Genomic DNA, 22,530 nt, shown 5'->3' with positions numbered 1-22,530 from the left:
CACCTAGCAAGCACGGAGTCAGATATGGCTGGTCATTCCAAATGGGCCAACATCAAGCACCGCAAGGAGCGCCAGGACGCCAAGCGCGGCAAGATCTTCACCAAGCTCATCCGTGAGCTGACCGTTGCCGCCAAGCATGGCGGTGGCAACCCGGCGGACAACCCGCGTCTGCGCCTGGCCGTGGACAAGGCGCTCACCGCCAACATGACCCGCGACACCATCGATCGCGCGATCGCCCGTGGCGCCGGCTCCAACGAAGCCGACAACATGGTCGAGCTGAGCTACGAGGGTTATGCGCCGAGCGGCGTGGCGATCATCGTCGAAGCCATGACCGACAACCGCAACCGCACCGCCGCTGAAGTGCGTCACGCCTTCAGCAAGTGTGGCGGCAACCTCGGCACCGATGGTTCGGTGGCCTACATGTTCGACCGCAAGGGCCAGATCAGCTACGCCCCTGGCGTGAATGAAGACGCCCTGATGGAAGCCGCGCTGGAAGCGGGTGCCGATGACGTGGTTGCCGCTGAAGACGGCTCGGTCGAGGTGTACACCTCCTTCGCCGACTTCCTCAGCGTCAACGAAGCGCTCACCGCCGCCGGTTTCAAGGGCGACGAGGCAGAAGTGGCGATGATCCCCTCGATCAGCGCACCGATCACCGATGTGGAAACCGCACAGAAGGTGTTGAAGCTCATCGACATGCTCGAAGACCTCGACGACGTGCAGAACGTCTACAGCAACGTGGACATCCCCGACGATGTGATGGCCCAGTTGGGCTGACACGAAAAAGCCGGAGCCGACGCTTCGGCTTTTTTACTTGGGCACCTGATATAGAGCGCCAATGACCCTGATCCTCGGTATCGACCCTGGTTCGCGCATCACCGGTTACGGCGTGGTTCGCGATACCGGGCGCGGCTGTGAATACATCGCTTCCGGCTGCATCCGCACCGGCAGCGGCGAACTGCAGGAGCGCCTGCTGATCGTCTTCCGTGGCGTGCGTGAGGTCATCCAGACCTACGGGCCGGTGACCATGGGCATCGAAAAGGTGTTCATGGCGCGCAACGCCGACTCCGCCCTCAAGCTGGGCCAGGCTCGCGGTGCCGCCATAGTCGCGGCCAGCGAGGAAGGGTTGGAGGTGGCCGAGTACAGCGCCAGCCAGGTCAAGCAGGCCATCGCCGGTACCGGCGGCGCCGACAAGCAGCAGGTGCAGATGATGGTCATGCACCTGCTCAAGCTGGTGCAGAAGCCGCAGATCGACGCCTCCGACGCCCTGGCCATCGCCCTGTGCCATGCGCACCACCGGCAGAGCCTGATTCCCCATGGCCTGGCTACCGCCAAGCGCCGTGGCGGGCGGCTCCGTTTGTAACCCCATATAAGGACGCACTTCGTGATTGGACGTTTGCGTGGCACCCTGGCGGAAAAACAGCCGCCGCACCTGATTCTCGATGTCAACGGCGTCGGCTACGAGCTGGAAGTGCCCATGACCACCCTCTACCGCCTGCCCTCGACCGGCGAGCCTGTGACCCTGCACACCCATCTGGTGGTGCGTGAGGATGCGCACCTGCTCTACGGCTTCTTCGAGAAGCGCGAGCGCGAGCTGTTCCGCGAGCTGATCCGTCTCAACGGCGTTGGCCCGAAGCTGGCCCTGGCGCTGATGTCCGGGCTGGAAGTGGACGAGCTGGTGCGCTGCGTGCAGGCCCAGGACACCTCGACCCTGGTGAAGATCCCCGGGGTCGGCAAGAAGACCGCCGAGCGCCTGCTGGTGGAGCTGAAGGACCGTTTCAAGGCCTGGGAAACCATGCCGAGCATTTCCACCCTGGTGGTGGAGCCGCTCAAGGCTGCCGCCTCCAGTGCCGAGAACGATGCGCTCAGCGCGCTGATCTCCCTGGGCTTCAAACCCCAGGAAGCCAGTCGCGCCGTTGCTGCCATCAAGGAAGAAGGGCTTTCCAGCGAAGAACTGATCCGCCGTGCCCTGAAAGGAATGGTGTAACACCGCATGATCGAAGCCGACCGCCTGATAACCGCCAGCAGCCACGACCGCGACGAGCAGCTGGACCGGGCCATCCGCCCGCTGAGCCTCGCCGACTATGTCGGCCAGCCGACCGTGCGTGAGCAGATGGAACTGTTCATCCAGGCGGCCCGCGGGCGCAGCGAGGCGCTCGATCACACGCTGATCTTCGGCCCGCCGGGCCTGGGCAAGACCACCCTGGCCAACATCATCGCCCAGGAAATGGGCGTCTCGATCAAGAGCACGTCCGGCCCCGTGCTGGAGCGCCCGGGCGATCTGGCGGCGTTGCTGACCAACCTCGAGTCCGGCGATGTGCTCTTCGTCGACGAAATCCACCGCCTGTCGCCCATCGTCGAAGAAGTACTGTACCCGGCGATGGAGGACTTCCAGCTCGACATCATGATCGGCGAGGGCCCGGCGGCTCGCTCGATCAAGCTCGACCTGCCGCCTTTCACCCTGGTCGGCGCCACCACGCGCGCCGGCATGCTGACCAACCCGCTGCGCGACCGCTTCGGCATCGTCCAGCGCCTGGAGTTCTACAGCACTGCGGACCTGACCAGCATCGTCACCCGCTCTGCCGGCATCCTCGGCTTGCACATCGAGCCGGAGGGCGCCTTCGAGATCGCCCGCCGCGCCCGTGGTACACCGCGCATCGCCAACCGCCTGCTTCGCCGCGTGCGTGACTTCGCTGAAGTCCGTGGCCAGGGGCAGATCACCCGGGTCATTGCCGACCAGGCGCTCAACCTGCTGGATGTCGACGAACGTGGCTTCGACCACCAGGACCGGCGTCTGCTGTTGGCGATGATCGACAAGTTCGACGGTGGCCCGGTAGGCGTCGACAACCTGGCGGCGGCGATCAGTGAGGAACGTCACACCATCGAGGATGTTCTCGAGCCCTATCTGATCCAGCAGGGCTACATCATGCGCACGCCGCGTGGGCGTGTGGTCACCCGCCATGCCTACCTGCATTTCGGGTTGAACCTGCCCAGGCGCATGGTCGAGCCGCCCGCTGATGATTTCTCCGGGGCGGGGGACGAATAAGGGAAATCGCTGTCGAACCGAGCGGCGGGGGCCGGGGATGAAAAAAACAGTTACCCGGCCTGATTGGCAACCTTTGGAGTAAGCACTAGAGTATGCGCGCGCAAAATGGGGCCCAGCCTTTCGTGCATCGGAGCCGCGTCTATTACGAAGACACCGATGCCGGTGGCATCGTCTATTACGTCAACTACCTCAAGTTCATGGAACGGGCTCGAACCGAATGCCTGCGGAGCCTGGGCTTTGCCCAGTCCGAGCTGGTCGGGGAGAACCTGTTGTTCGTCGTGCATTCGGCCGAGGCGCGTTATCACGCCCCCGCCAGGCTCGACGACGAGCTGACCATCAGCGCCGAAGTGATCGAATTGAACCGTGCCAGCCTGCGCTTTCGTCAACAGGTGAGGCGGGCTACGGATGATGCGCTGCTCTGTGAAGGGCAGTTCCTGGTGGCCTGTGTGCGCGCCGACAGTTTGAAACCCCGGGCGATCCCCGAAGCGCTGCGTTCAGCCTTCGCCGCCGTACCGGGCCAATCCCCTGCAGGAGACTAAGCGTGGAAGCCAACGTCGTCGACCATACCTCCATGTGGAGCCTGATCAGCAACGCCAGCATCGTGGTGCAACTGGTCATGCTCACTCTGGTGGCCGCCTCGGTCACCTCGTGGATCATGATTTTCCAGCGCAGCAACCTGCTGCGCGCGGCCAAGAAATCCCTCGTGTCCTTCGAGGAGCGTTTCTGGTCGGGCATCGACCTGTCCAAGCTGTATCGCCAGGCCGGCAGCAACCCGGACCCGGATTCCGGCGTCGAGCAGATCTTCCGTGCCGGCTTCAAGGAGTTCTCCCGCCTGCGCCAGCAGCCTGGCGTAGACCCGGATGCGGTGATGGAAGGCGTGGCCCGTGCCATGCGTGTGGCCATCTCCCGTGAGGAAGAGAAGCTCGAGCAGAGCCTGCCGTTCCTCGCCACCGTCGGCTCCACCAGCCCCTACATCGGCCTGTTCGGCACCGTCTGGGGGATCATGAATTCCTTCCGCGGCCTGGCTCAGGTGCAGCAGGCGACCCTGGCCACCGTGGCCCCCGGCATTGCCGAGGCGCTGATCGCTACAGCCATCGGCCTGTTCGCGGCGATCCCGGCGGTCATCGCGTACAACCGCTTCGCCGCGCGTGGTGAGACCCTGATCAGTCGCTACTACACCTTCGCCGACGAGTTCCAGGCCATCCTGCACCGCAAAGTGCACACCAGCGACGAATAAGACGCAGGTTCAATAGAGGACAGGTTTCACGCCATGGCCAGAATTCGCCACAAACGCAAGCCGGTCGCCGAGATGAACGTGGTGCCCTACATCGACGTGATGTTGGTGCTGCTGGTCATCTTCATGGTGACCGCGCCCATGCTCAACCAGGGCGTCAAGGTCGACTTGCCGAAGGTCTCCAGCGAGGCGCTGCCCCAGGACAACGACTCCCGGGTGCTGACCATCTCCATCAAGGCCGACAAAAGCTACTACTGGAACATGGGCGAGGAAGTGGACCCGGACCAGGGCAAGGCCAGCGAGACGTCCAGCACGTTGCCGCAGCTGGTCCAGGCGGTCACGGCGATCATGAGTCAGAACACCAGCCAGGGTAAGAAGGTCCAGGTCTTCGTGCGTGGCGACAAGGCCGTCGACTACGGCTCCGTGATGGCCGTCATGGGCGGCCTGCAGCAGGCCGGCGTGGGTAATGTCGGGCTGATCACCGAGGCGCCCTGATGCAGCAGCAGAGCGAACGCTCCCCATCGGAAAGCTACTTCTGGCCCGCGGTCTGGGCCATAGGCTTGCACGTGCTGATCTTCGGCACGCTGTTCGTCAGTTTCGCCTTCACTCCTGAACTGCCGCCGGCGCGCCCCATCGTGCAGGCTACGCTGTATCAGCTGAAATCGCAGAGCCAGGCGACCACCCAGACCAACCAGAAGATCGCCGGCGAAGCCAAGAAAGCCGCTGCTCCGCAGTACGAAACCGAGCAGATGGAGCAGAAGAAGGCCGAGCAGCAGAAGCTGGAGCAGCAGAAGGTCGCTGCCGCCAAGGCTGCGGAACAAAAGAAAGCCGACGAAGCTCGAAAAGCGGAAGAGGCAGCCGAGGCGAAGAAGGCGGATGACGCCAAGAAGGCCGAGGAAGCCAAGAAGCAACAGGCCGACATCGCCAAGAAGAAGGCGGAAGAGGAAGCCAAGAAAAAGGCTGCCGACGAGGCCAAGAAGAAAGCCGCTGAAGAGGCGAAGAAGAAAGCTGCAGCCGAGGCGGCGAAGAAGAAGGCTGCCGAGGATGCGAAGAAGAAGGCCGCCGCCGAAGCCGCGAAGAAAAAGGCAGCGGAGGAGGCCAAGCGCAAATCGAATGATGAGAAGAAGGCTGCCGCGCTCGCCGAATTGCTCTCCGATAAGGTAGAGCGCGAGCAAGCGCTGGCCGATGAGGTGGGTGACAAGACGGCGGGTAATTATGACGACCTGATTCGTTCTAGAGTATCGGAGCTGTGGACAAGGCCACCGTCGGCGCGCAATGGCATGTCGGTCGTTGTTCAAATCAATATGCTGCCGGACGGCACCATCACCAACGCTTCGATATCGCGCTCCAGTGGTGATTCGGCATTTGACCAATCGGCCATCAGCGCAGTGAAGAATGTGGGTCGTATAACCGAGATGCAGGGTATGAGTTCCGCAGACTTCAATCCCTATCGTTCATTCAAGATGACATTCACGCCTGAGGACCTAGCGTTGTGATGAAGATTCTTAAAGGTGTTCTGTTAACTCTTTTCTTCTTGGCTGGCGTCGCTCAGGCCGAAGAAAAGAACATTCTGGTGCGCACTGGCGCTGATCGCGCGGTTCCCGTCGCCGTAGTGCCCTTCGGCTGGCAGGGCGGCAACGTCCTGCCCGAAGACATGTCCGAGATCATCGGCAACGACCTGCGCAACTCGGGCTACTTCGAGCCCATCCCGCGGCAGAACATGATCAGCCTGCCGACCCAGGCCAGCGAAGTGATCTACCGCGACTGGAAAGCCCTTGGCGCCCAATACGTGCTAGTGGGCAACATCGCTCCGGCTGGCGGCCGCCTGCAAGTGCAGTTCGCCCTGTTCAACGTCGCCACCGAGCAGCAGGTGTTCGCCGGCAGCGTCAGCGGCTCCACCGACCAGCTGCGCGACATGGCGCACTACGTGGCCGACCAGTCCTTCGAGAAGCTCACCGGCGTGAAGGGTGCGTTCTCCACCCGCATGCTCTACGTGACCGCAGAGCGTTTCTCGGTGAACAATACCCGCTACACCCTGCAACGCTCGGACTATGACGGCCAGCGCGCCGTGACCCTGCTGCAGTCGCGTGAGCCGATCCTCTCGCCGCGCTACGCGCCGGATGGCCGCCGCATCGCCTATGTCTCCTTCGAGCAGAAGCGTCCGCGCATCTTCATCCAGCACGTCGACACCGGGCGTCGCGAGCAGATCACCAACTTCGAAGGCCTGAACGGCGCGCCGGCCTGGTCGCCCGAAGGCAATCGCCTGGCGTTCGTGCTGTCCAAGGACGGCAACCCGGAGATCTACGTGATGGACCTGGGCAGCCGTCAGCTGCGTCGCGTCACCAATCACATGGCGATCGACACCGAACCCTTCTGGGGCGCCGATGGCCAGACCATCTATTTCACCTCGGATCGCGCCGGCAAGCCGCAGATCTACAAGACCAATATCAACGGCGGCGAGCCGCAGCGCGTGACCTTCGTTGGCAACTACAACGCCAACCCGAAGCTCTCGGCTGATGAAAAGACCCTGGTGATGATCCACCGCCAGGACGGCTTCACCAACTTCAAGGTGGCGGCCATGGACCTGGTGCGTGGCGGTGCTCCGCGCATCCTTTCCGGCACCACTCTGGATGACTCGCCCACTGTTGCGCCAAACGGCACCATGCTAATCTACGCCACCCGCCAGCAGGGCCGGGGAGTCCTGATGCTCGTGTCCACAAACGGGCGCGTACGACTCCCGATTCCAACCGTTCAAGGCGATATCCGCGAACCGTCCTGGTCGCCGTACCTGAACTGACGCGGTATCCACTATTGTTTTGCTAAACACACTGGGGCTCATTAGGAGTTACATGATGGAAATGATTAAATTCGGTAAGTTCGCTGCTCTGGCTCTGGCCATGGCTGTTGCAGTTGGTTGCTCCTCCAAGGGCGGCGACGATTCCGGCCAGGGCGCTGTAGACCCGAACGCTGGCTACAACAGCGGCAACAGCGGTGTTGACGGCAGCCTGAGCGAAGAAGCTGCTCTGCGCGCCATCACCACCTTCTACTTCGAGTACGACAGCTCCGACCTGAAGCCGGAAGCCATGCGCGCTCTGGACGTACACGCCAAGGACCTGAAAGGCAACGGCGCTCGCGTCGTTCTGGAAGGCCACACCGACGAGCGCGGCACCCGCGAGTACAACATGGCTCTGGGCGAGCGTCGTGCCAAGGCCGTTCAGCGCTACCTGGTTCTGCAGGGCGTTTCCCCGGCTCAGCTGGAACTGGTTTCCTACGGCGAAGAGCGTCCGGTTGCCACTGGCAACGACGAGCAGTCCTGGGCTCAGAACCGTCGCGTCGAACTGCGTAAGTAATTCGATATGCGTAAGTGCCGTCGTGCTTTGACTGTATTGGCCCTCAGCAGCCTGCCCCTGGCCGCCTTTGCTGAGGTTCCCGTGGTGGACGGAAACGATGCCGGTTACGGCAACAGTTACCCGCCCGCTGGTTATGGCACGACTGGCGCCTATGCCGGATCCGGGGCTTCGGCCCCGGTGTCCGCGCAAGGCGAGCTGTTCATGCAGCTGCAACAGATGCAGGAAGAGACTGCCCGCCTGCGCGGGATGGTCGAAGAACAGCAGAACGAGATCCAGCAGCTCAAGCGTGAATCGCTGGAGCGATACCAGGATCTGGATAGCCGCTTGAATGCGGGCGCAGCGGGCGCACCAGCCGCACAACAGAATTCCCCTGCCGATGGCGCGATCAACGCCGCCGGCACTCCCTCGGCTCCGGCGCAGCAGCCGGCTGCCAGTACCGAACCGGGCGATCCGGCGAAGGAAAAGCTGTACTACGACGCCGCCTTCGACCTGATCAAAGCCAAGGATTTCGACAAGGCCAGCCAGGCCTTCGGCGCTTTCCTGCGCAAGTACCCCAACAGCCAGTACGCCGGCAACGCGCAGTACTGGCTGGGTGAGGTGAACCTCGCCAAGGGCGACCTGCAGGGCGCCGGCCAGGCCTTCGCCAAGGTCAGCCAGGTTTATCCGCAGCACGCCAAGGTGCCGGATTCCCTCTACAAGCTCGCCGACGTCGAGCAGCGCCTGGGCAACACCGACAAGGCCAAGGGCATCCTCAAGCAGGTCGTCGCCCAGTACCCGGGCAGCTCCGCCGCCCAGCTGGCGCAGCGGGACCTTCAGCGCCTGCCCTGATCCACGCCCCGAGCATCGATTAACCCGCGCCTGTCGCGGGTTTTTTCGTTTAGAATCGCCGCCCTCATATTTTCTTCCAGCAACGGAGGCGGATGGCCTGTTTAGCCGTCACGCCCGTGGCCCTTATGCAACAGACCCTGCGACTGACCGAGATCTTCTACTCGCTGCAGGGGGAGACGCGTACCGCCGGCTTGCCGACGGTATTCGTGCGCCTGACCGGCTGTCCCCTGCGCTGCCAGTACTGCGACACCGCCTACGCCTTCAATGGCGGCCAGATCCACACCCTGGACGACATCCTCGCCCAGGTGGCCGCCTACAAGCCCCGCTACGTCTGTGTGACGGGCGGTGAGCCGCTGGCGCAACCCAACTGCATTCCGCTCCTGCAACGGCTCTGCGATGCCGGCTACGAGGTTTCCCTGGAGACCAGCGGAGCCCTGGATATCGCCCCCGTGGACACCCGCGTCAGCCGTGTCGTCGACCTGAAGACGCCGGGCTCCGCCGAAGTCGGGCGCAACCGCTACGAGAACATGGCCCAGCTGACCCGCAACGACCAAGTGAAGTTCGTCATCTGTTCCCGCGAGGACTACGACTGGGCCGTGTCCAAGCTGATCGAGTACCGCCTGGAGCAGCGTGCCGGTGAGGTGCTGTTCTCGCCCAGCCACCAGCAGGTGAGCGCGCGGAACCTGGCGGACTGGATAGTGGCCGACAACCTGCCGGTGCGCCTGCAGCTGCAATTGCACAAGATCCTCTGGAACGACGAGCCGGGACATTGATATGAGCGACAAGAAAGCGGTAATCCTCCTCTCCGGCGGCCTGGACTCCGCCACCGTGGTAGCCATGGCCCGCGCTGAAGGCTACGCCTGCTACACCATGAGCTTCGACTACGGCCAGCGTCACCGTGCCGAGCTGCAGGCGGCCGAGCGTGTGGCCCGCCAGTTGGGTGTGGTCGAACACAAGGTGATCGGCCTCAATCTCGATGGCATCGGTGGCTCGGCCCTGACCGACAGCAGCATCGATGTGCCGGAAGCCCCTACTGAAGGCATCCCGGTCACCTATGTGCCGGCACGCAACACCGTGTTCCTGTCCCTCGCCCTGGGGTGGGCCGAAGTACTCGGCGCGCGGGATATCTTCATCGGCGTCAATGCCGTGGACTATTCCGGTTACCCGGATTGTCGCCCCGAGTTCGTCGAGGCCTTCCAGCGCATGGCCAACCTGGCGACCAAGGCCGGGGTGGAAGGGGATGGTTTCCGCATCCAGGCGCCGCTGCAGAACCTCAGCAAGGCGGATATCGTCCAGGCGGGCATGAAGCTTGGCGTCGACTACGCTTTGACGGTGTCCTGCTACCAGGCCGATGACGAAGGCCGCGCCTGCCGCAAATGCGACAGCTGCCGCCTGCGTGCAGCCGGCTTCGAAGCGGCTGGGGTGCAGGATCCTACGAGATATTTCTGAAATATTTTCGGTGGGGTGTTGAATTCCTGAATAAAATCAGTATTATGCGCTCCGCGTCGGGTCGTTAGCTCAGTCGGTAGAGCAGTTGGCTTTTAACCAATTGGTCGTAGGTTCGAATCCTACACGACCCACCATACAAGGCTCCGCGAGGAGCAACGGAAGCGGGAAGATCGAAAGGTCTTCCCGCTTTTCGTTTGTCCGCCGAAAAGTATGGTCCCCCCTCATCGGGGGACGGATGGCCTCTCCCGCAGCCATGCCCATTGGCGTTAATCTGCGTTATCATCCGCGCCCCGAACCGCATGGCCCCTGGCTTGGCGGGGCGGTGACCCAACAGGCTTTCGCGCAGTGCGCTCGCAGGTCCCGCAGACATGTCTCATCTCTCCGAACGTTTTCTCGTCCAGGCCCACCTCGCCGCCAAGCAGCCCCGGCAGCTTTCGGCTGATGAAGAGGCGCAGCTGCGTGCAGACATCGCCGCCGAGCTGAAGGCGCAGGATGCAGTGCTCGTTGCCCACTACTACTGCGACCCGGTGATCCAGGCCCTGGCCGAGGAAACCGGTGGTTGCGTGTCCGACTCGCTGGAGATGGCCCGCTTCGGCAACCAGCATTCGGCGAAGACGGTGCTGGTGGCAGGCGTGCGCTTCATGGGCGAGACGGCGAAGATCCTCAACCCGGAAAAGCGCGTGCTGATGCCGACCCTGGAAGCGACCTGCTCCCTGGACCTGGGTTGCCCGGTGGACGAGTTCTCGGCGTTCTGCGACCAGCATCCGGAGCGCACCGTGGTCGTCTACGCCAATACCTCCGCGGCGGTGAAGGCCCGGGCCGACTGGGTGGTGACCTCCAGCTGTGCGCTGGAGATCGTCGAGAGCCTGATGGACAACGGCGAGAAGATCATCTGGGCGCCGGACCAGCACCTGGGCCGTTACATCCAGCGCGAGACCGGTGCCGATATGCTGCTCTGGGACGGTGCCTGCATCGTCCACGAGGAGTTCAAGGCCAAGCAGCTCGAAGACATGAAGGCGCTGTACCCGGAGGCGGCCATCCTGGTCCACCCGGAATCGCCCGAGGCGGTCATTGAACTGGCCGATGCGGTGGGTTCCACCAGCCAACTGATCAAGGCTGCGCAAACCCTGCCGAACAAAATGTTCATCGTCGCCACCGACCGCGGCATCTTCTACAAGATGCAGCAGCTGTGCCCGGACAAGCAGTTCATCGAAGCGCCCACCGCCGGCAATGGTGCTGCCTGCCGCAGTTGCGCGCACTGCCCCTGGATGGCCATGAACACCCTGGAGCGCACCCTGCAATGCCTGCGCGAAGGCAGCAACGAAATCTTCGTCGATGCCGCGCTGGTGCCCCGGGCGATCAAGCCGCTCAAGCGCATGCTCGACTTCACCCAGGCCGCACGGTTGAAGCTCGCCGGCAACGCCTGATCGGCACGCACAAAAAAGCCCGGACCTGTCCGGGCTTTTTCGTGTGCGCTTGCTGTCAGCGCATCATCTGCTTGATGGTCTTCTGCTGCTCGATCATCTCCTGCTGGCGTGCATCGATGCGCGAGGCGAGCGGGAAGTTGTTGGTGGCGCGGCGCTTGGCGAAATCCAGCTGTTCGATGGCCTGGTCGTAGTCGCCGACCAGGGCGAAGAACTCTGCGCGCGCCTGGTGCAGGCCGATGGTGTTGCCGGCCAGCCCGCGTACTTCGGCCACCTGGTACCAGACGTCCGGGTCGTTGGGTCGGGACTTCACCAGGCCGTCGAGGATTTTCTCCGCTTCCTGGGGTTTGTTGAGCTTGAGCATCAGGTCGCTGCGCGCCTGCTTCAGCGGGTAGTTGTTGGGGTACAGGCCCAGCAGTCGGTCGACACGTTTCTGCGCGTCCGGCAGGCGGTTGGCGGTGATGTCCAGGTCCACTTGGGCGAGGTTGTAGACGATCTCGTTGGGCGACTTGGCCAGCAATTGCGCCAGGCCTTCACGCGCCTCGTTGAGCTGGCCGTTCTTGATCTGCGCAATGGCCAGGCCGTAGCGCGCGGCATCCAGCTTGGGATCGGCGTCGAGCATGGCGCGGAAGCGCTTGGCGGAGATCCCCGGGGTTTCTTCGAACATCAGCTGCACGCGGGCGCGCATCAACTGGTAGCGCAGGCTGTTCTCCACGCCGCCCGGTGGCGCCTGTTCGGCACGGTTGCGGGTGTCGGCGATACGCGATTCGGTCACCGGGTGGGTGAGGAGGAATTCCGGCGGCTTGGAGTCGTAGCGGTACTGGCGCATCAGGCGCTCGAACATGTTGGGCATGGCGCGGGGGTCATAACCGGCCTTTTCCAGGTTGAGCAGACCGATGCGGTCGGCTTCCTGTTCGTTCTGCCGGGAGAAGCGGCGCTGCTCCTGGATCGCGGCGGCCTGGGTCGACATGATCGCCGCCATGCCCGCGTCACCGGCGCCTGCGGCGGCCGCGACGATACCGGCCAGCATGGCCGCCATCACCGGGATCTGCATACGTTGCTGGGCTTCGATACCGCGCGCGAAGTGGCGTTGCGACAGGTGAGCCAGTTCGTGGGCGAGGACCGAGGCGTACTCGGCTTCGTTCGGTGCATAGAGGAACAAGCCACCGTTGACGCCGACGATGCCGCCCGGTGCGGCGAAGGCGTTGAGCTGCGGGCTCTTGACAGCACGAATTCCAAGCGACGGTCCTGCAACTGGCTGGTTTCGGCCAGACGGTAGACGCTGGTTTCGACATAGTCCTTGAGCTGCGGGTCCGGGAGCTGTTCCCACCTGGCCGCGCAGCAGGCTGAGCCAGGCGCGGCCCAGCTGGTGTTCCTGTTCCGGAGAGACGATGGCCGAACTGGAGTCGCCGAGGGACGGCAGGTCATCGGCCATCACGGGCGATGCGAGGAGGCAGGCAAGCGTCAGCAGAGTGGGGCGCAGCGGATTCATGCACAGGGCTCTTGTCGGCAAAGCGCTAACTGTAGCCTCCCGCCCGGTCGGCTGGCCAGGGTTGCGCGGGCTTCTGTATCCTAGGCGCCCTCCTGGAGAACACCCATGACAGACGCCACCGGCGCTCCCGATACCTTCGACGCCGAACTCGACGCCAGCGGGCTCAACTGCCCCTTGCCGCTGCTCAAGGCCAAGCTGGAACTCAACCGTTTGGCGAGTGGCGCGGTGCTCAAGGTCACCGCCACCGATGCCGGTTCGCAACGCGACTTCCGTGCCTTCGCCCGTCTCGCCGGCCACGTGCTGCTGCACGAGGAAGAGCAGGGCGGCATCTATCGCTACTGGCTGCGCAAGGCCTGAATTTCTCCGCTTACCAAGGAACTCCGATGTTCAAGGTGCTTCGCGATTGGGTGCAGCGCTACTTCTCCGATGAAGAAGCGGTGGTGCTGGCGGTCTTCCTGGGTCCTGGGCTTCACCCTCGTCCTCACCCTCGGCAACATGTTGGCGCCGGTCCTGGCGGGTCTGGTGCTGGCCTTCCTGATGCAGGGGGTGGTGAATTTCCCTCGAGCGCCTGCGCATGCCCGAGACGCTGGCCGTGTGGCTAGTGTTCGCGCTGTTCATCGGTGCCCTGGCGCTGTTCCTGGTGGTGCTCATGCCGCTGCTCTGGCAGCAGCTCAGCACCCTGTTCAACGAGCTGCCGCGCATGCTCGGCGAGTGGCAGTCGCTGCTCCTGCTGCTGCCCGAGCGCTACCCGCACCTGGTCACCGACGAGCAGGTGCTCAATGCCATCGAGGTGACCCGCAGCGAGATCGGCAAGTTCGGCCAGTGGGCGTTGACCTTCTCGCTCTCCAGCCTGCCGCTGGTGGTCAACCTGATGATCTACCTGGTGCTGGTGCCGATCCTGGTGTTCTTCTTCCTCAAGGACCGCGAGCTGATCCAGCGCTGGATGAGCGGCTACCTGCCGCGCGAGCGGGCGCTGATGACCCAGGTACCGCGGGAAATGCACCAGCAGATCGCCAACTACATCCGCGGCAAGGTGATCGAGATCGTCATCTGTGGCGGCGTGACCTACGTCGCCTTCGTCTCTCTCGGGCTCAACTATGCGGCGTTGCTGGCCCTGTTGGTCGGCCTCTCGGTGGTGGTGCCCTACATAGGCGCGGTGGTGGTGACCGTGCCGGTGGCCCTGATCGCGCTGTTCCAGTGGGGCTGGGGCGACCAGTTCATCTACCTGATGGTGGTCTACGGGGTGATCCAGGCGCTGGATGGCAACATCTTGGTGCCGCTGCTGTTCTCCGAGGCGGTGAACATGCACCCGGTGGCGATCATCTGCGCAGTGCTGCTGTTCGGCGGGCTCTGGGGCTTCTGGGGGATCTTCTTCGCCATTCCCCTGGCGACCCTGTTCAAGGCGGTGCTGGATGCCTGGCCACGCAGCGGGCCCCTGCGGGAAGGGCCATCACCGCTGATGTGAGTGCACATGAAAAAGGCCGCGATCGCGGCCTTCTTTCATTGCGTCTGCATGGCGCTTGGGCTCAGCCCTTGTTCAGCGCCTGCGCGGCGGCGAGCACGGCATCCACATGGCCGGGGACCTTCACGCCACGCCACTCCTGGCGCAGCACGCCGTCCTTGTCGATGAGGAAGGTGCTGCGGTCGACGCCCATGTATTCCTTGCCGTAGAGCTTCTTCAGCTTGATCACGTCGAACAGCTGGCAGACGGCCTCGTCCTTGTCGGAGATCAGCTCGAAGGGGAACTCCTGCTTGCACTTGAAGTTCTCGTGGGACTTCAGGCCATCGCGGGAGACGCCGAAGATCACCGTGTTGGCTGCTGCGAAGGCGCCATGCTGGTCACGGAAACCCTGGCCTTCGGTGGTGCAGCCCGGGGTGCTGTCCTTCGGGTAGAAATAGATCACTACCTGCTTGCCCTTGAGGGCGGAGAGGGTCACCTGCTGGCCGCTGGTGGCGGGGGCGGTGAAGTCGGCGACCGGCTGGTCGATGGTTACGGCCATGTCTTGCTCCTTACGGGTGCTGCGGGCGCCAGGGCTCGATCAGCGCGTCGAGGTTCAGCGCGTCGGCGAAGTCGAGGAACTGATCGCGCAGCCAACTGATCTGGGTGCCGGCGGGCAGCGTCACGGTGATGGTGGCGTTGAGCATGGTGCTCATGGTCTGCGGCGCCTGGTAGGTGTCGCAGGTGAGGCTCTCCAGTTCGACACGGTGATCGATGAAGAACTGGCACAGCTCGTTGAGGATATCCGGGCGGTACGCGGCGCTGACGTAGGCGACGTAGGGCAGCGACTGCGGGCGGGGCTCCAGCGCGGCGCTGCGGGTCACCTGGGTGGTGAACTCGTGGCGCTTGGCCAGGGCCGGCAGGCCGGCTTCGAGGCGGGCCAGGGCATCCCAACTGCCGGATACCTGCAGTACCAGGGCGCAGTACTCGCCGTGGCGGGTCAGGCGGCTGCTGACCATTGCGCAGCGGTTTTCCTGGCTGGCTCGGCACAGCACGTTGGTCAGCTCCATCGGGTTGACGCCAAGGGCACTGATCACAAGGAATTCTTCGCGGGGCGGGGTGGTGGACATGCAGCATTCCTAAAGCGAGAGGAGGGCGGGCAAAGCCGCGCCGATCAAAGCGGGAAGGTTAGCGAAAAGCGCCGCCGAGGGGAATGCTTCAGGCACCCTCGTCAGCTTGTGCTGGGCAATGGGCACCAGTACCATTACGGCTCTCTTTTTCCGGCAGGAGCGGTTGCATGATTGCGGGCAGTATGGTGGCACTGGTCACGCCCATGGATGCACAAGGTCAACTGGACTGGGCGAGTCTGACCAAGCTGGTGGATTTCCACCTGCAGGAAGGCACCAACGCCATAGTCGCAGTCGGCACCACGGGTGAATCCGCAACACTGGACGTCAACGAACACATCGAAGTCATCCGCCGCGTGGTGGATCAGGTCAATGGCCGCATCCCGGTCATCGCCGGCACCGGTGGCAACTCCACCCGTGAGTCGGATCGACCTCACCGCCGCCGCCAAGGGCGTTGGCGCCGGATGCTGTCCTGCTGGTGACCCCGTACTACAACAAGCCGACCCAGGAAGGCCTGTACCAGCATTTCCGCCACATCGCCGAATCCGTCGCGATCCCGCAGATCCTCTACAACGTACCCGGCCGCACCGTCTGCGACATGCTGCCCGAGACCGTCGAGCGCCTGGCGAAGATCTCCAACATCATCGGTATCAAGGAAGCCACCGGCGACCTCAAGCGTGGCCAGGAAGTACTGGATCGCGTGAGCAAGGACTTCCTCGTCTATTCCGGTGACGACGCCACCGCCGTCGAGCTGATGCTCATGGGCGGCAAGGGCAACATCTCCGTGACCGCCAACGTCGCCCCCCGCGAGATGGCCGAACTCTGCGCCGCCGCCATGCGTGGCGATGCTGAAACTGCCCGTGCCATCAACGACAAGCTGATGCCGCTGCACAAGGCGCTGTTCATCGAATCGAACCCGATTCCGGTGAAATGGGCCCTGCACGAGATGGGCCTGATGCCCGACGGCATCCGTCTGCCGCTGACCTGGCTCAGCCCGCGTTGCCACGAACCGCTGCGTCAGGCGCTCCGCCAGTCCGGTGTATTGGTTTAATCCGAGGAATTACTACGCATGAAGCGACTGGCCGGACTTTCCGGCTCTCGCCCTGATGATCTCCAGCACCAGCGGCTGCGGCTGGCTTTGGGGCGAAGATGGCTATTTCCGCGACCGCGGCAACGACTACCTGGAAGCGCGTCAGACCGCGCCCATGCAGCTGCCCCGGGATGCCCAATCCAAACGTCTTGACCCGTTGCTGCCGGTGCCGGTGAAACATCGCCGACAGCCGCAACGATGCCGACTACGAAGTCCCGCGGCCCCGCAGCCCCTGCAGGTCAAGGGAGAGGTCAGCAACTACAGCCTACAAGAAGGCGGCCGACTCCCGCTGGGTGGTTGCCCAGCGCCCCGTCCCGGCAGAAGTCTGGCCGGTCGCGCGCCAGTTCTTCGAAGACGGCGGCTCAAGGTCGTCGACGAGCGCCCCCGCAGACCGGTGAGTTCAGCACCGGCTGGCAGCGCCTGGATCAGCTCTCCGCTCCCCTGGCACGCCGCCTCGGCAGCCGCGTGAGCGGTGTCGAGCCCGACAGCGAAGTGCGTGCCCGCGTACGCATCGAGCCGGGTGTGCAGCGCAACACCAGCGAGATCTTCGTCCTCACCACCACCCGTCCGGCAGGCAGCACCGCCGACACCGGCTGGCCGAGCCGTTCCGACAGCCCGAGCCTCGAGGCCGCGCTGATGGACGAAATGCTCGCCACCATGGCGCGCAGCGCCGAGCAGGGTGGTTCCGTGTCCCTGCTGGCCGCCCGCGACTTCGATGCGCCGAGCCGCGTGACCCTGTCCGAAGACGGCAGCGGTAACCCGATCCTCGACCTGGGCGCCGACTTTCGACCGTTCCTGGTCGAGCGTGGGCCGTGCCCTGGAAGTGGCCGACGTCCGCGTCGACGACATCAACCGCAGCCTGGGCGTGTACTACATCAACCTCGCCGAAGGCGCGGAGAAGGACCAGGAACCCGGTTTCTTCAGCCGCCTGTGGGGCAGCGCGCCCAGCAAGGAAGAGATCGAAGCCCGCGCCGACCGTTACCAGGTCCGCCTGACCCGCGTCGGCGACAGCGTGCAGGTCACCGTGGAGAAGGACATCAACACCGTGGCACCCGCCGATGTGGCGCGCCGTGTGCTGGGCCTGATCCAGGAAAACCTCGGCTGAGGCCGGACCGACCGGGTGGCGGGCAACCTTCACCCGGGCTCCAGTCGACGCGCCCCAGGGCGCGGCGGCAAGACAATAGGCGAAACCCCGCAGGTTTCGCCTGTTTCGTTTAACAGAGGCGGAAAATCCCCATGACCACTCCCAGCACCCTGAGCCTGAAGAAGATCTACTCCGGTAAAGTCCGCGACCTCTATGAGATCGATGCCAAGCGCATGCTCATGGTCGCCACCGACCGGCTCTCGGCCTTCGATGTCATCCTCGAACAGCCGATCCCGGACAAGGGCAAGATCCTCACCGCCATCTCCAACTTCTGGTTCGACAAGCTCGCCGACGTGGTGCCCAACCACTTCACCGGCGACAAGGTCGAGGACGTGGTCCCCGCCGCCGAGCTGCCGCTGGTGGAAGGCCGCGCCGTGGTCGCCAAGCGCCTCAAGCCCGTTGCCGTCGAAGCCATCGTGCGTGGCTACATCGTCGGTTCCGGCTGGAAGGAGTACCAGAAGAGCGGCACCGTCTGCGGCATCCAGTTGCCCGCCGGCCTCAAGGAAGCCTCCAAGCTGCCCCAGCCGATCTTCACCCCCTCGACCAAGGCCGCCGTGGGCGACCATGACGAGAACATCTCCTTCGAGCGGTGCGAAGCCATCATCGGCAAGGAGCTGGCCGCCAAGGTGCGCGACACCGCTATCGCTCTCTACAGCACTGCCGTCGAATACGCGGCCACCCGCGGCATCATCATCGCCGACACCAAGTTCGAGTTCGGTATCGACGAAGACGGCACCCTGACCCTGATGGACGAAGTGCTGACCCCCGACTCCAGCCGCTTCTGGCCGGTGGAGAGCTACGTCGAAGGCAGCAACCCGCCCAGCTTCGACAAGCAGTTCGTCCGTGACTGGCTCGAATCCACCGGCTGGAACAAGGAGCCGCCGGCTCCCGCCGTGCCCGCCGACGTCGCGCAGAAGACCGCCGACAAGTACCGCGAAGCCCTGACCAAGCTCACCGCCTGATCCCTGCGGCAGGTCCGCCAGCCCGGGCAGTACGCAAGCATCTGAATGCACGCGAAAAAATTGCCTCGGCGGGCTTCGCCAAACGCCTTTCAGCTGGTATCATGCGCGCCGTTCGGGAAGATGCCGGAGTGGCCGAACGGGACGGATTCGAAATCCGTTGTGTCAGCAATGGCACCTAGGGTTCAAATCCCTATCTTCCCGCCATATACAGCAAAGCCCCTGGTTCGCGAGAGCCAGGGGCTTTGTGCTTTCAGGCATGCCCGTGCGCGCCTTGCGCTAGCAGGGTGCGCTGTACCAGCACCTTCATCCGGCGGATGTCTGACCAGAACAGCTCATCCGGGAACGGCCCCGGCGCCAGCGCGTTCTTCACCAGGAAGTAGCCCTCCTCGCAAATACCCTCCACCGGCACCACCACGCCCACGATGTGGTAGCAGCAGAACAGAGGGTGCGGCACCTCTTCCCAGTGCAGCTCCATTACTACCGTCTGTCCCAGGTTTACCAGGGCCGTTCTGGTGTCCACAGGTTGCTCGCTCATGCTTTCCACTCCAGTGCCAGTCGCTGACGGCAAAGCAGCCAGTGCCGCCGGCAAGAGGTCTTCCCGTTCCATGCCCATTCCGTCACTATCCGTGGCTATTTCGAAGGCCTGCACGCCTTCTTCCCTTGGGTAACTATTTCCCACGGGTGAACTATATCCCACGAAATCATGTTCTGGGAAGTTATTGCCCAGAATTAAGGTCGAAGATGTTTTATGCAGACAGCGGGCGATAGAGCACGAGCGTTGATCAAGCGGCTGGGACCGAAAAAGGCCAGTGAACTGGGTGGAGGCAACCACGACCGTTGGCGAAGCGTCAGCAAAGGTGCGGTGAGAGTCAGCACGGAAGAGATCGACGTGCTTGTGAAGGCCTATCCCCAGTACGCGTTCTGGCTGGCTTGCGGCCAGATTGCACCCGAGATCGGGCAGACAAGCCCGGCCTATGACGACACCCATCCAGATTTATCGCCATCCAGCGCTGAGTGACCACGGGCTGTGACCCGCAGCTTTCCGCCCAGCGCTGTATCGCTTCTGCCTAAGCGCCTGGCTTCTCCAGTCGTGCTCCCGGCAGCTGAGACCGGACGAACGCCAGCGCATTCCTGAATAGTGGATGCCATGCTTCGCCAGGTTCATGGGCAAGGGAATGCCAGACAAGCAGAGCTGCTCATCGCCCAACCTCGTACTCCATCGGATAGTCGCAAGGCTCCCGCTCAGCCTGTTCCGGCCACAACCACTGCGCATCCACACAACCCTGACGCTGGTAGAACCGCACCGTCTCCCTCGCCGAGTGGGACGAGACATACAGGCGCTGGATGCCCTTGTGGCGGGCCTCTTCGAGACAGCGGGCAAACAGCAGGCGCCCGACGCCCCTGCCACGCTTGGTGGCCTCGACATGGAACTCCTTCAATGGCCGGTAGCGCCCGGTGGGTTCTATAGGCGCGCCGTCCACACAGGCGAAGCCGACGACCCGCCCCAGGCGGGTCGCCAGGCAGACCAAGCCGCCGTTGGCCAGAGCGGCCCGCAGCGTGTCCTTCACTTCCTGGCGGTCGGCCGGGGACCAGTCGTCGATGAAGGGATCGGCGCTCTCCACCGCGTGGCCCGCCTGCAAGCGAATGACCCGGTCCACTACCTGCCGCCGCTCGAAGGTGAACACAAAGTCGAGGTCCGAATCGGCTACCGGTGCGGTGTGAAGGGTGATGTCCGGGGTGCTGCTCATGGGCTTCCTGCAGTTGATCCAGGGTGTGGGGCCGGGATGGTAGCGCGCCCGGCTGAAAACCGAGCAGGAAGCCAGCGAGATCGAGGTACTGCCGCTGTACAAGGCCTCTGATCCGGCTTACGCCTACGGGGACGACACCGTCGTGCCGAGCAGGAGCTCAAGGGCCACAGATTGGTACCTGGTCAAGCAAGGCCCCTGAATCCTTCTTCGGTGCTCCGTGATCCTTCGGAGCCGTTGCCGCGTCGGTCACCCTGCACCGCTCCCGAAATGATGGCCAAAAGACATTTTATTGATATCAAAATGAGTTCATTTTCCGAAACGTTCGTCGCAGCTTGCGCCTTTTTGTATCGAAAAAGCGACAAAGTGCACGTTTTCCCCGTCACGCGCGAAGAACCCCGGCTACACCCTCCAGTCTAGGTTTTAGGCCGTCCGAAGGATGAAGTACCGGACAGTGGCGCAATGCCATTTCAGGCCTGCCTACAACCACTTCAAAAGGATTGGAGTCAGCATGAAAAATAATTTCAGACGTGTTGTCGGTTCCCTCGCTTTCGCCGTTTCCACCGCTTCCTTCGCCAGCCCCGCCGCAGACGCCGAATTCAAGGAATTCTGGAGTCCCGGCAAACCCAACCCTTCCATCTGCAACTCGCCCTTGCTGGTCGGCACGCCGCTCGGCCTGCCGCGCTGCCTGCAGGCGAGCAACATCTTCACCCGGCTCCAGGCGCTACAGGACATCGCCAGCCTCAATGGCGGCAACCGCGCCGCTGGGCAGCCTGGCTACCAGGCGTCCATTGACTATGTGAAGAAGACCCTGCAGAAGGCCGGCTACAAGGTGACGGTGCAGCCGTTCCCCTTCACCGCCTACTACCCGAAAGGGCCGGGCACCCTGAACGCAGTCACACCAACCCCTGGCAACTACGTCTGGGATACGGACTTCACTTACCTCTCGCAAACCGAAGCCGGTGACGTGAGCGCCAAGGTGGTGCCCGTGGACGTGGCCCTGGGAGCGGGCAACAACTCCTCCAGCGGCTGCGAGGCGGAAGACTTCGCCAACTTCCCCAGCGGTTCCATCGCGCTGATCCAGCGGGGCACCTGCAACTTCGAGATGAAGGCCGAGAACGCCGCCGCCGCCGGTGCCGCCGGGGTGATCATCTTCAACCAGGGCAACACCGACGACCGCAAGGGCCTGGAGAACGTCACCCTGGGTGATGGCTACGAAGGCGGCATCCCGGTGATCTTCGCCACCTACGACAACGGCGCCGCCTGGGCTGGTACTGAAGGCCTGCAACTGCGCATGGTGGTCGATGTGGTGCGCTCCAAGACCCAGACCTACAACCTGGTGGCCGAGACTCGCTACGGCAACCCGAACAACGTGGTGATGGTCGGTTCGCACCTGGACTCCGTGTTCGAGGGCGCAGGCATCAACGACAACGGTTCCGGTAGCGCCGCGCTGCTGGAGATGGCCGTGCTGCTGCGCAAGGCCTACCCGCTGAACAAGGTGCGTTTCGCCTGGTGGGGCGCCGAGGAATCCGGTCTGGTGGGCTCGACCTACTACGTCAACAACCTCACCCCCGAGGAGAAGAAGAAGATCAAGGCATACCTGAACTTCGACATGATCGGCTCGCCGAACTACGCGAACTTCATCTATGACGGCGACGGTTCTTCCTTTGGCCTGAAGGGGCCGGCCGGTTCGGCGGCGATCGAGCATCTGTTCGAGGCCTACTTCAAGCTGCGCCGTGCGCAGTTCGAAGGCACCGAGATCGACTTCCGCTCCGACTATGCGCAGTTCTTCGAGGATGGCATCGCCTTCGGTGGCCTGTTCACCGGCGCCGAGGACATCAAGACCGAAGAGCAGGCGCAGAAATATGGCGGCGCAGCCGGTCAGCCGTTCGACCCCTGCTACCACAGTGCGTGTGACAGCACGGCGAACATCGATCTCGATGCACTGGAGATCAATGGTGACGCCATGGCGTTCGCCACCAGCTGGCTGTCGATTTCCACCAAGATCATCGACGACGAAATCGCAGCGGCGAAGAAGGCCCAGGGCGCGACCCTGCGCAAGGCCGCGGTACGCGATATCGAGCGTTGGGGTGATGCCTACATCAAGTAACGCCTGATCTAACTTGCGCCGGGTATCCCGGCGCAAGCTCCCCATTGACGAAGCCCGGGCGCGCAAATACTGTATGCATGAACAGTATATGGAG

22 protein-coding genes, 2 tRNA genes and 4 pseudogenes are annotated in these 22,530 nt (G+C 63.5%); 23 read left to right on the top strand and 5 right to left on the bottom strand.

The features are described from left to right. Window positions 1-24 precede the first annotated feature (24 nt). The 15 genes from ACXI0U_RS16850 to nadA all read left to right on the top strand — a co-directional run bounded on the left by ACXI0U_RS16850 (window position 25) and on the right by nadA (window position 11,331). Window positions 25-774, top strand: a complete 750-nt coding sequence (locus ACXI0U_RS16850) for a YebC/PmpR family DNA-binding transcriptional regulator (RefSeq protein WP_021221427.1) — start codon at window positions 25-27, stop codon at window positions 772-774. Window positions 775-835: 61 nt separating this feature from the next. After that, on the top strand, window positions 836-1,360 hold the full coding sequence (gene ruvC / locus ACXI0U_RS16845) for a crossover junction endodeoxyribonuclease RuvC (RefSeq protein ID WP_021221426.1): 525 nt from the start codon (window positions 836-838) through the stop codon (window positions 1,358-1,360). A 21-nt stretch (window positions 1,361-1,381) separates the two neighbouring features. After that, entirely contained in the window at window positions 1,382-1,984 is a 603-nt protein-coding gene (ruvA, locus tag ACXI0U_RS16840) for a Holliday junction branch migration protein RuvA (RefSeq protein ID WP_031288464.1), read from the top strand. Window positions 1,985-1,990: 6 nt separating this feature from the next. Further along, window positions 1,991-3,043, top strand: a complete 1,053-nt coding sequence (gene ruvB / locus ACXI0U_RS16835) for a Holliday junction branch migration DNA helicase RuvB (protein WP_479550594.1) — start codon at window positions 1,991-1,993, stop codon at window positions 3,041-3,043. Window positions 3,044-3,135: 92 nt separating this feature from the next. Further along, window positions 3,136-3,582, top strand: coding sequence for a tol-pal system-associated acyl-CoA thioesterase (ybgC, locus tag ACXI0U_RS16830; protein WP_021221423.1), 447 nt, complete (start codon window positions 3,136-3,138; stop codon window positions 3,580-3,582). Window positions 3,583-3,584: 2 nt separating this feature from the next. Then, the gene (gene tolQ, locus ACXI0U_RS16825) at window positions 3,585-4,280 is read left to right on the top strand and encodes a protein TolQ (RefSeq protein ID WP_021221422.1); all 696 of its coding nucleotides are present in this window, start codon (window positions 3,585-3,587) and stop codon (window positions 4,278-4,280) included. A 33-nt stretch (window positions 4,281-4,313) separates the two neighbouring features. Beyond that, window positions 4,314-4,772, top strand: a complete 459-nt coding sequence (tolR, locus tag ACXI0U_RS16820) for a protein TolR (protein WP_021221421.1) — start codon at window positions 4,314-4,316, stop codon at window positions 4,770-4,772. Next, a complete protein-coding gene (gene tolA / locus ACXI0U_RS16815; protein WP_431482516.1) occupies window positions 4,772-5,773 on the top strand; it encodes a cell envelope integrity protein TolA in 1,002 nt (333 codons plus the stop codon). The genes tolR and tolA overlap by 1 nt, the downstream gene beginning before the upstream one ends. After that, window positions 5,773-7,074, top strand: coding sequence for a Tol-Pal system beta propeller repeat protein TolB (gene tolB, locus ACXI0U_RS16810; RefSeq protein WP_271658696.1), 1,302 nt, complete (start codon window positions 5,773-5,775; stop codon window positions 7,072-7,074). The genes tolA and tolB overlap by 1 nt, the downstream gene beginning before the upstream one ends. A gap of 55 nt (window positions 7,075-7,129) precedes the next feature. Further along, window positions 7,130-7,627, top strand: a complete 498-nt coding sequence (gene pal / locus ACXI0U_RS16805) for a peptidoglycan-associated lipoprotein Pal (RefSeq protein WP_111263836.1) — start codon at window positions 7,130-7,132, stop codon at window positions 7,625-7,627. A 6-nt stretch (window positions 7,628-7,633) separates the two neighbouring features. Further along, window positions 7,634-8,455 (top strand): tol-pal system protein YbgF, encoded by an 822-nt coding sequence (ybgF, locus tag ACXI0U_RS16800; protein WP_479550593.1) that lies wholly within the window; start codon window positions 7,634-7,636, stop codon window positions 8,453-8,455. 125 nt (window positions 8,456-8,580) lie between these two features. Continuing rightward, window positions 8,581-9,228, top strand: a complete 648-nt coding sequence (gene queE / locus ACXI0U_RS16795) for a 7-carboxy-7-deazaguanine synthase QueE (protein WP_316925737.1) — start codon at window positions 8,581-8,583, stop codon at window positions 9,226-9,228. A 1-nt stretch (window position 9,229) separates the two neighbouring features. Next, window positions 9,230-9,904: a 7-cyano-7-deazaguanine synthase QueC gene (gene queC / locus ACXI0U_RS16790; RefSeq protein ID WP_021221415.1), complete on the top strand. Its 675-nt coding sequence runs from the start codon at window positions 9,230-9,232 to the stop codon at window positions 9,902-9,904. 58 nt (window positions 9,905-9,962) lie between these two features. Continuing rightward, a tRNA-Lys gene (locus ACXI0U_RS16785) sits at window positions 9,963-10,038 on the top strand. 234 nt (window positions 10,039-10,272) lie between these two features. Next, window positions 10,273-11,331, top strand: a complete 1,059-nt coding sequence (nadA, locus tag ACXI0U_RS16780; RefSeq protein WP_043243095.1) for a quinolinate synthase NadA — start codon at window positions 10,273-10,275, stop codon at window positions 11,329-11,331. Between the two features lie 55 nt (window positions 11,332-11,386). On the opposite strand, the pseudogene ACXI0U_RS16775 reads toward nadA, so the two are convergent. Next, a pseudogene (locus ACXI0U_RS16775) lies at window positions 11,387-12,820 on the bottom strand (M48 family metalloprotease). 105 nt (window positions 12,821-12,925) lie between these two features. Here ACXI0U_RS16775 and ACXI0U_RS16770 point away from each other — a divergent pair. After that, on the top strand, window positions 12,926-13,177 hold the full coding sequence (locus ACXI0U_RS16770; RefSeq protein ID WP_431482513.1) for a sulfurtransferase TusA family protein: 252 nt from the start codon (window positions 12,926-12,928) through the stop codon (window positions 13,175-13,177). 26 nt (window positions 13,178-13,203) lie between these two features. After that, window positions 13,204-14,285 (top strand): annotated as a pseudogene (locus tag ACXI0U_RS16765) (AI-2E family transporter). 61 nt (window positions 14,286-14,346) lie between these two features. Here ACXI0U_RS16765 and ACXI0U_RS16760 read toward each other — a convergent pair. Next, window positions 14,347-14,820 (bottom strand): peroxiredoxin, encoded by a 474-nt coding sequence (locus ACXI0U_RS16760; protein ID WP_271658690.1) that lies wholly within the window; start codon window positions 14,818-14,820, stop codon window positions 14,347-14,349. 10 nt (window positions 14,821-14,830) lie between these two features. Continuing rightward, window positions 14,831-15,388 (bottom strand): glycine cleavage system transcriptional repressor, encoded by a 558-nt coding sequence (locus ACXI0U_RS16755; RefSeq protein ID WP_479550592.1) that lies wholly within the window; start codon window positions 15,386-15,388, stop codon window positions 14,831-14,833. A gap of 167 nt (window positions 15,389-15,555) precedes the next feature. Between ACXI0U_RS16755 and dapA the strand changes: the two are divergent. The 4 genes and pseudogenes from dapA (at window position 15,556) to ACXI0U_RS16735 (ending at window position 18,785) form a co-directional block, all read left to right on the top strand. Next, a pseudogene (dapA, locus tag ACXI0U_RS16750) lies at window positions 15,556-16,436 on the top strand (4-hydroxy-tetrahydrodipicolinate synthase). An 18-nt stretch (window positions 16,437-16,454) separates the two neighbouring features. Next, window positions 16,455-17,580 (top strand): annotated as a pseudogene (bamC, locus tag ACXI0U_RS16745) (outer membrane protein assembly factor BamC). Window positions 17,581-17,711: 131 nt separating this feature from the next. Then, complete coding sequence (locus ACXI0U_RS16740; protein WP_271658689.1) at window positions 17,712-18,581, top strand: phosphoribosylaminoimidazolesuccinocarboxamide synthase; 870 nt, start codon at window positions 17,712-17,714, stop codon at window positions 18,579-18,581. A 114-nt stretch (window positions 18,582-18,695) separates the two neighbouring features. Then, a tRNA-Ser gene (locus ACXI0U_RS16735) sits at window positions 18,696-18,785 on the top strand. Between the two features lie 46 nt (window positions 18,786-18,831). On the opposite strand, the gene ACXI0U_RS16730 is transcribed toward ACXI0U_RS16735, so the two are convergent. Then, a complete protein-coding gene (locus tag ACXI0U_RS16730; RefSeq protein ID WP_043243146.1) occupies window positions 18,832-19,116 on the bottom strand; it encodes a hypothetical protein in 285 nt (94 codons plus the stop codon). Between the two features lie 243 nt (window positions 19,117-19,359). Between ACXI0U_RS16730 and ACXI0U_RS16725 the strand changes: the two genes are divergently transcribed. Next, complete coding sequence (locus ACXI0U_RS16725) at window positions 19,360-19,599, top strand: DNA-binding protein (protein WP_081672337.1); 240 nt, start codon at window positions 19,360-19,362, stop codon at window positions 19,597-19,599. A gap of 178 nt (window positions 19,600-19,777) precedes the next feature. Here the strand turns inward: ACXI0U_RS16725 and ACXI0U_RS16720 are convergent, their stop codons facing one another. Continuing rightward, complete coding sequence (locus tag ACXI0U_RS16720; RefSeq protein WP_431482512.1) at window positions 19,778-20,329, bottom strand: GNAT family N-acetyltransferase; 552 nt, start codon at window positions 20,327-20,329, stop codon at window positions 19,778-19,780. 508 nt (window positions 20,330-20,837) lie between these two features. On the opposite strand from ACXI0U_RS16720, the gene ACXI0U_RS16715 reads away from it, so the two are divergent. Then, window positions 20,838-22,436 carry a M28 family metallopeptidase gene (locus ACXI0U_RS16715; RefSeq protein WP_271658685.1) on the top strand — a complete coding sequence of 533 codons (1,599 nt, stop codon included), beginning with the start codon at window positions 20,838-20,840 and terminating at the stop codon, window positions 22,434-22,436. Window positions 22,437-22,530: the final 94 nt, after the last annotated feature.

This window comes from Pseudomonas sp. C9D1, assembly GCF_056491235.1.
The sequence above is the reverse complement of the archived record's forward strand: the minus strand, read 5'-3'. Positions and strand labels throughout refer to the sequence as shown.

Coding starts and splice junctions, on each gene's coding strand:
- ACXI0U_RS16850 (WP_021221427.1), top strand. CDS start 25: ATGGCTGGTCATTCCAAATGGGCCAACATCAAGCACCGCAAGGAGCGC.
- ruvC (WP_021221426.1), top strand. CDS start 836: ATGACCCTGATCCTCGGTATCGACCCTGGTTCGCGCATCACCGGTTAC.
- ruvB (WP_479550594.1), top strand. CDS start 1,991: ATGATCGAAGCCGACCGCCTGATAACCGCCAGCAGCCACGACCGCGAC.
- ybgC (WP_021221423.1), top strand. CDS start 3,136: ATGCGCGCGCAAAATGGGGCCCAGCCTTTCGTGCATCGGAGCCGCGTC.
- tolR (WP_021221421.1), top strand. CDS start 4,314: ATGGCCAGAATTCGCCACAAACGCAAGCCGGTCGCCGAGATGAACGTG.
- tolA (WP_431482516.1), top strand. CDS start 4,772: ATGCAGCAGCAGAGCGAACGCTCCCCATCGGAAAGCTACTTCTGGCCC.
- tolB (WP_271658696.1), top strand. CDS start 5,773: ATGAAGATTCTTAAAGGTGTTCTGTTAACTCTTTTCTTCTTGGCTGGC.
- pal (WP_111263836.1), top strand. CDS start 7,130: ATGGAAATGATTAAATTCGGTAAGTTCGCTGCTCTGGCTCTGGCCATG.
- ybgF (WP_479550593.1), top strand. CDS start 7,634: ATGCGTAAGTGCCGTCGTGCTTTGACTGTATTGGCCCTCAGCAGCCTG.
- queE (WP_316925737.1), top strand. CDS start 8,581: ATGCAACAGACCCTGCGACTGACCGAGATCTTCTACTCGCTGCAGGGG.
- queC (WP_021221415.1), top strand. CDS start 9,230: ATGAGCGACAAGAAAGCGGTAATCCTCCTCTCCGGCGGCCTGGACTCC.
- nadA (WP_043243095.1), top strand. CDS start 10,273: ATGTCTCATCTCTCCGAACGTTTTCTCGTCCAGGCCCACCTCGCCGCC.
- ACXI0U_RS16770 (WP_431482513.1), top strand. CDS start 12,926: ATGACAGACGCCACCGGCGCTCCCGATACCTTCGACGCCGAACTCGAC.
- ACXI0U_RS16760 (WP_271658690.1), bottom strand. CDS start 14,820: ATGGCCGTAACCATCGACCAGCCGGTCGCCGACTTCACCGCCCCCGCC.
- ACXI0U_RS16755 (WP_479550592.1), bottom strand. CDS start 15,388: ATGTCCACCACCCCGCCCCGCGAAGAATTCCTTGTGATCAGTGCCCTT.
- ACXI0U_RS16740 (WP_271658689.1), top strand. CDS start 17,712: ATGACCACTCCCAGCACCCTGAGCCTGAAGAAGATCTACTCCGGTAAA.
- ACXI0U_RS16730 (WP_043243146.1), bottom strand. CDS start 19,116: ATGAGCGAGCAACCTGTGGACACCAGAACGGCCCTGGTAAACCTGGGA.
- ACXI0U_RS16720 (WP_431482512.1), bottom strand. CDS start 20,329: ATGAGCAGCACCCCGGACATCACCCTTCACACCGCACCGGTAGCCGAT.
- ACXI0U_RS16715 (WP_271658685.1), top strand. CDS start 20,838: ATGAAAAATAATTTCAGACGTGTTGTCGGTTCCCTCGCTTTCGCCGTT.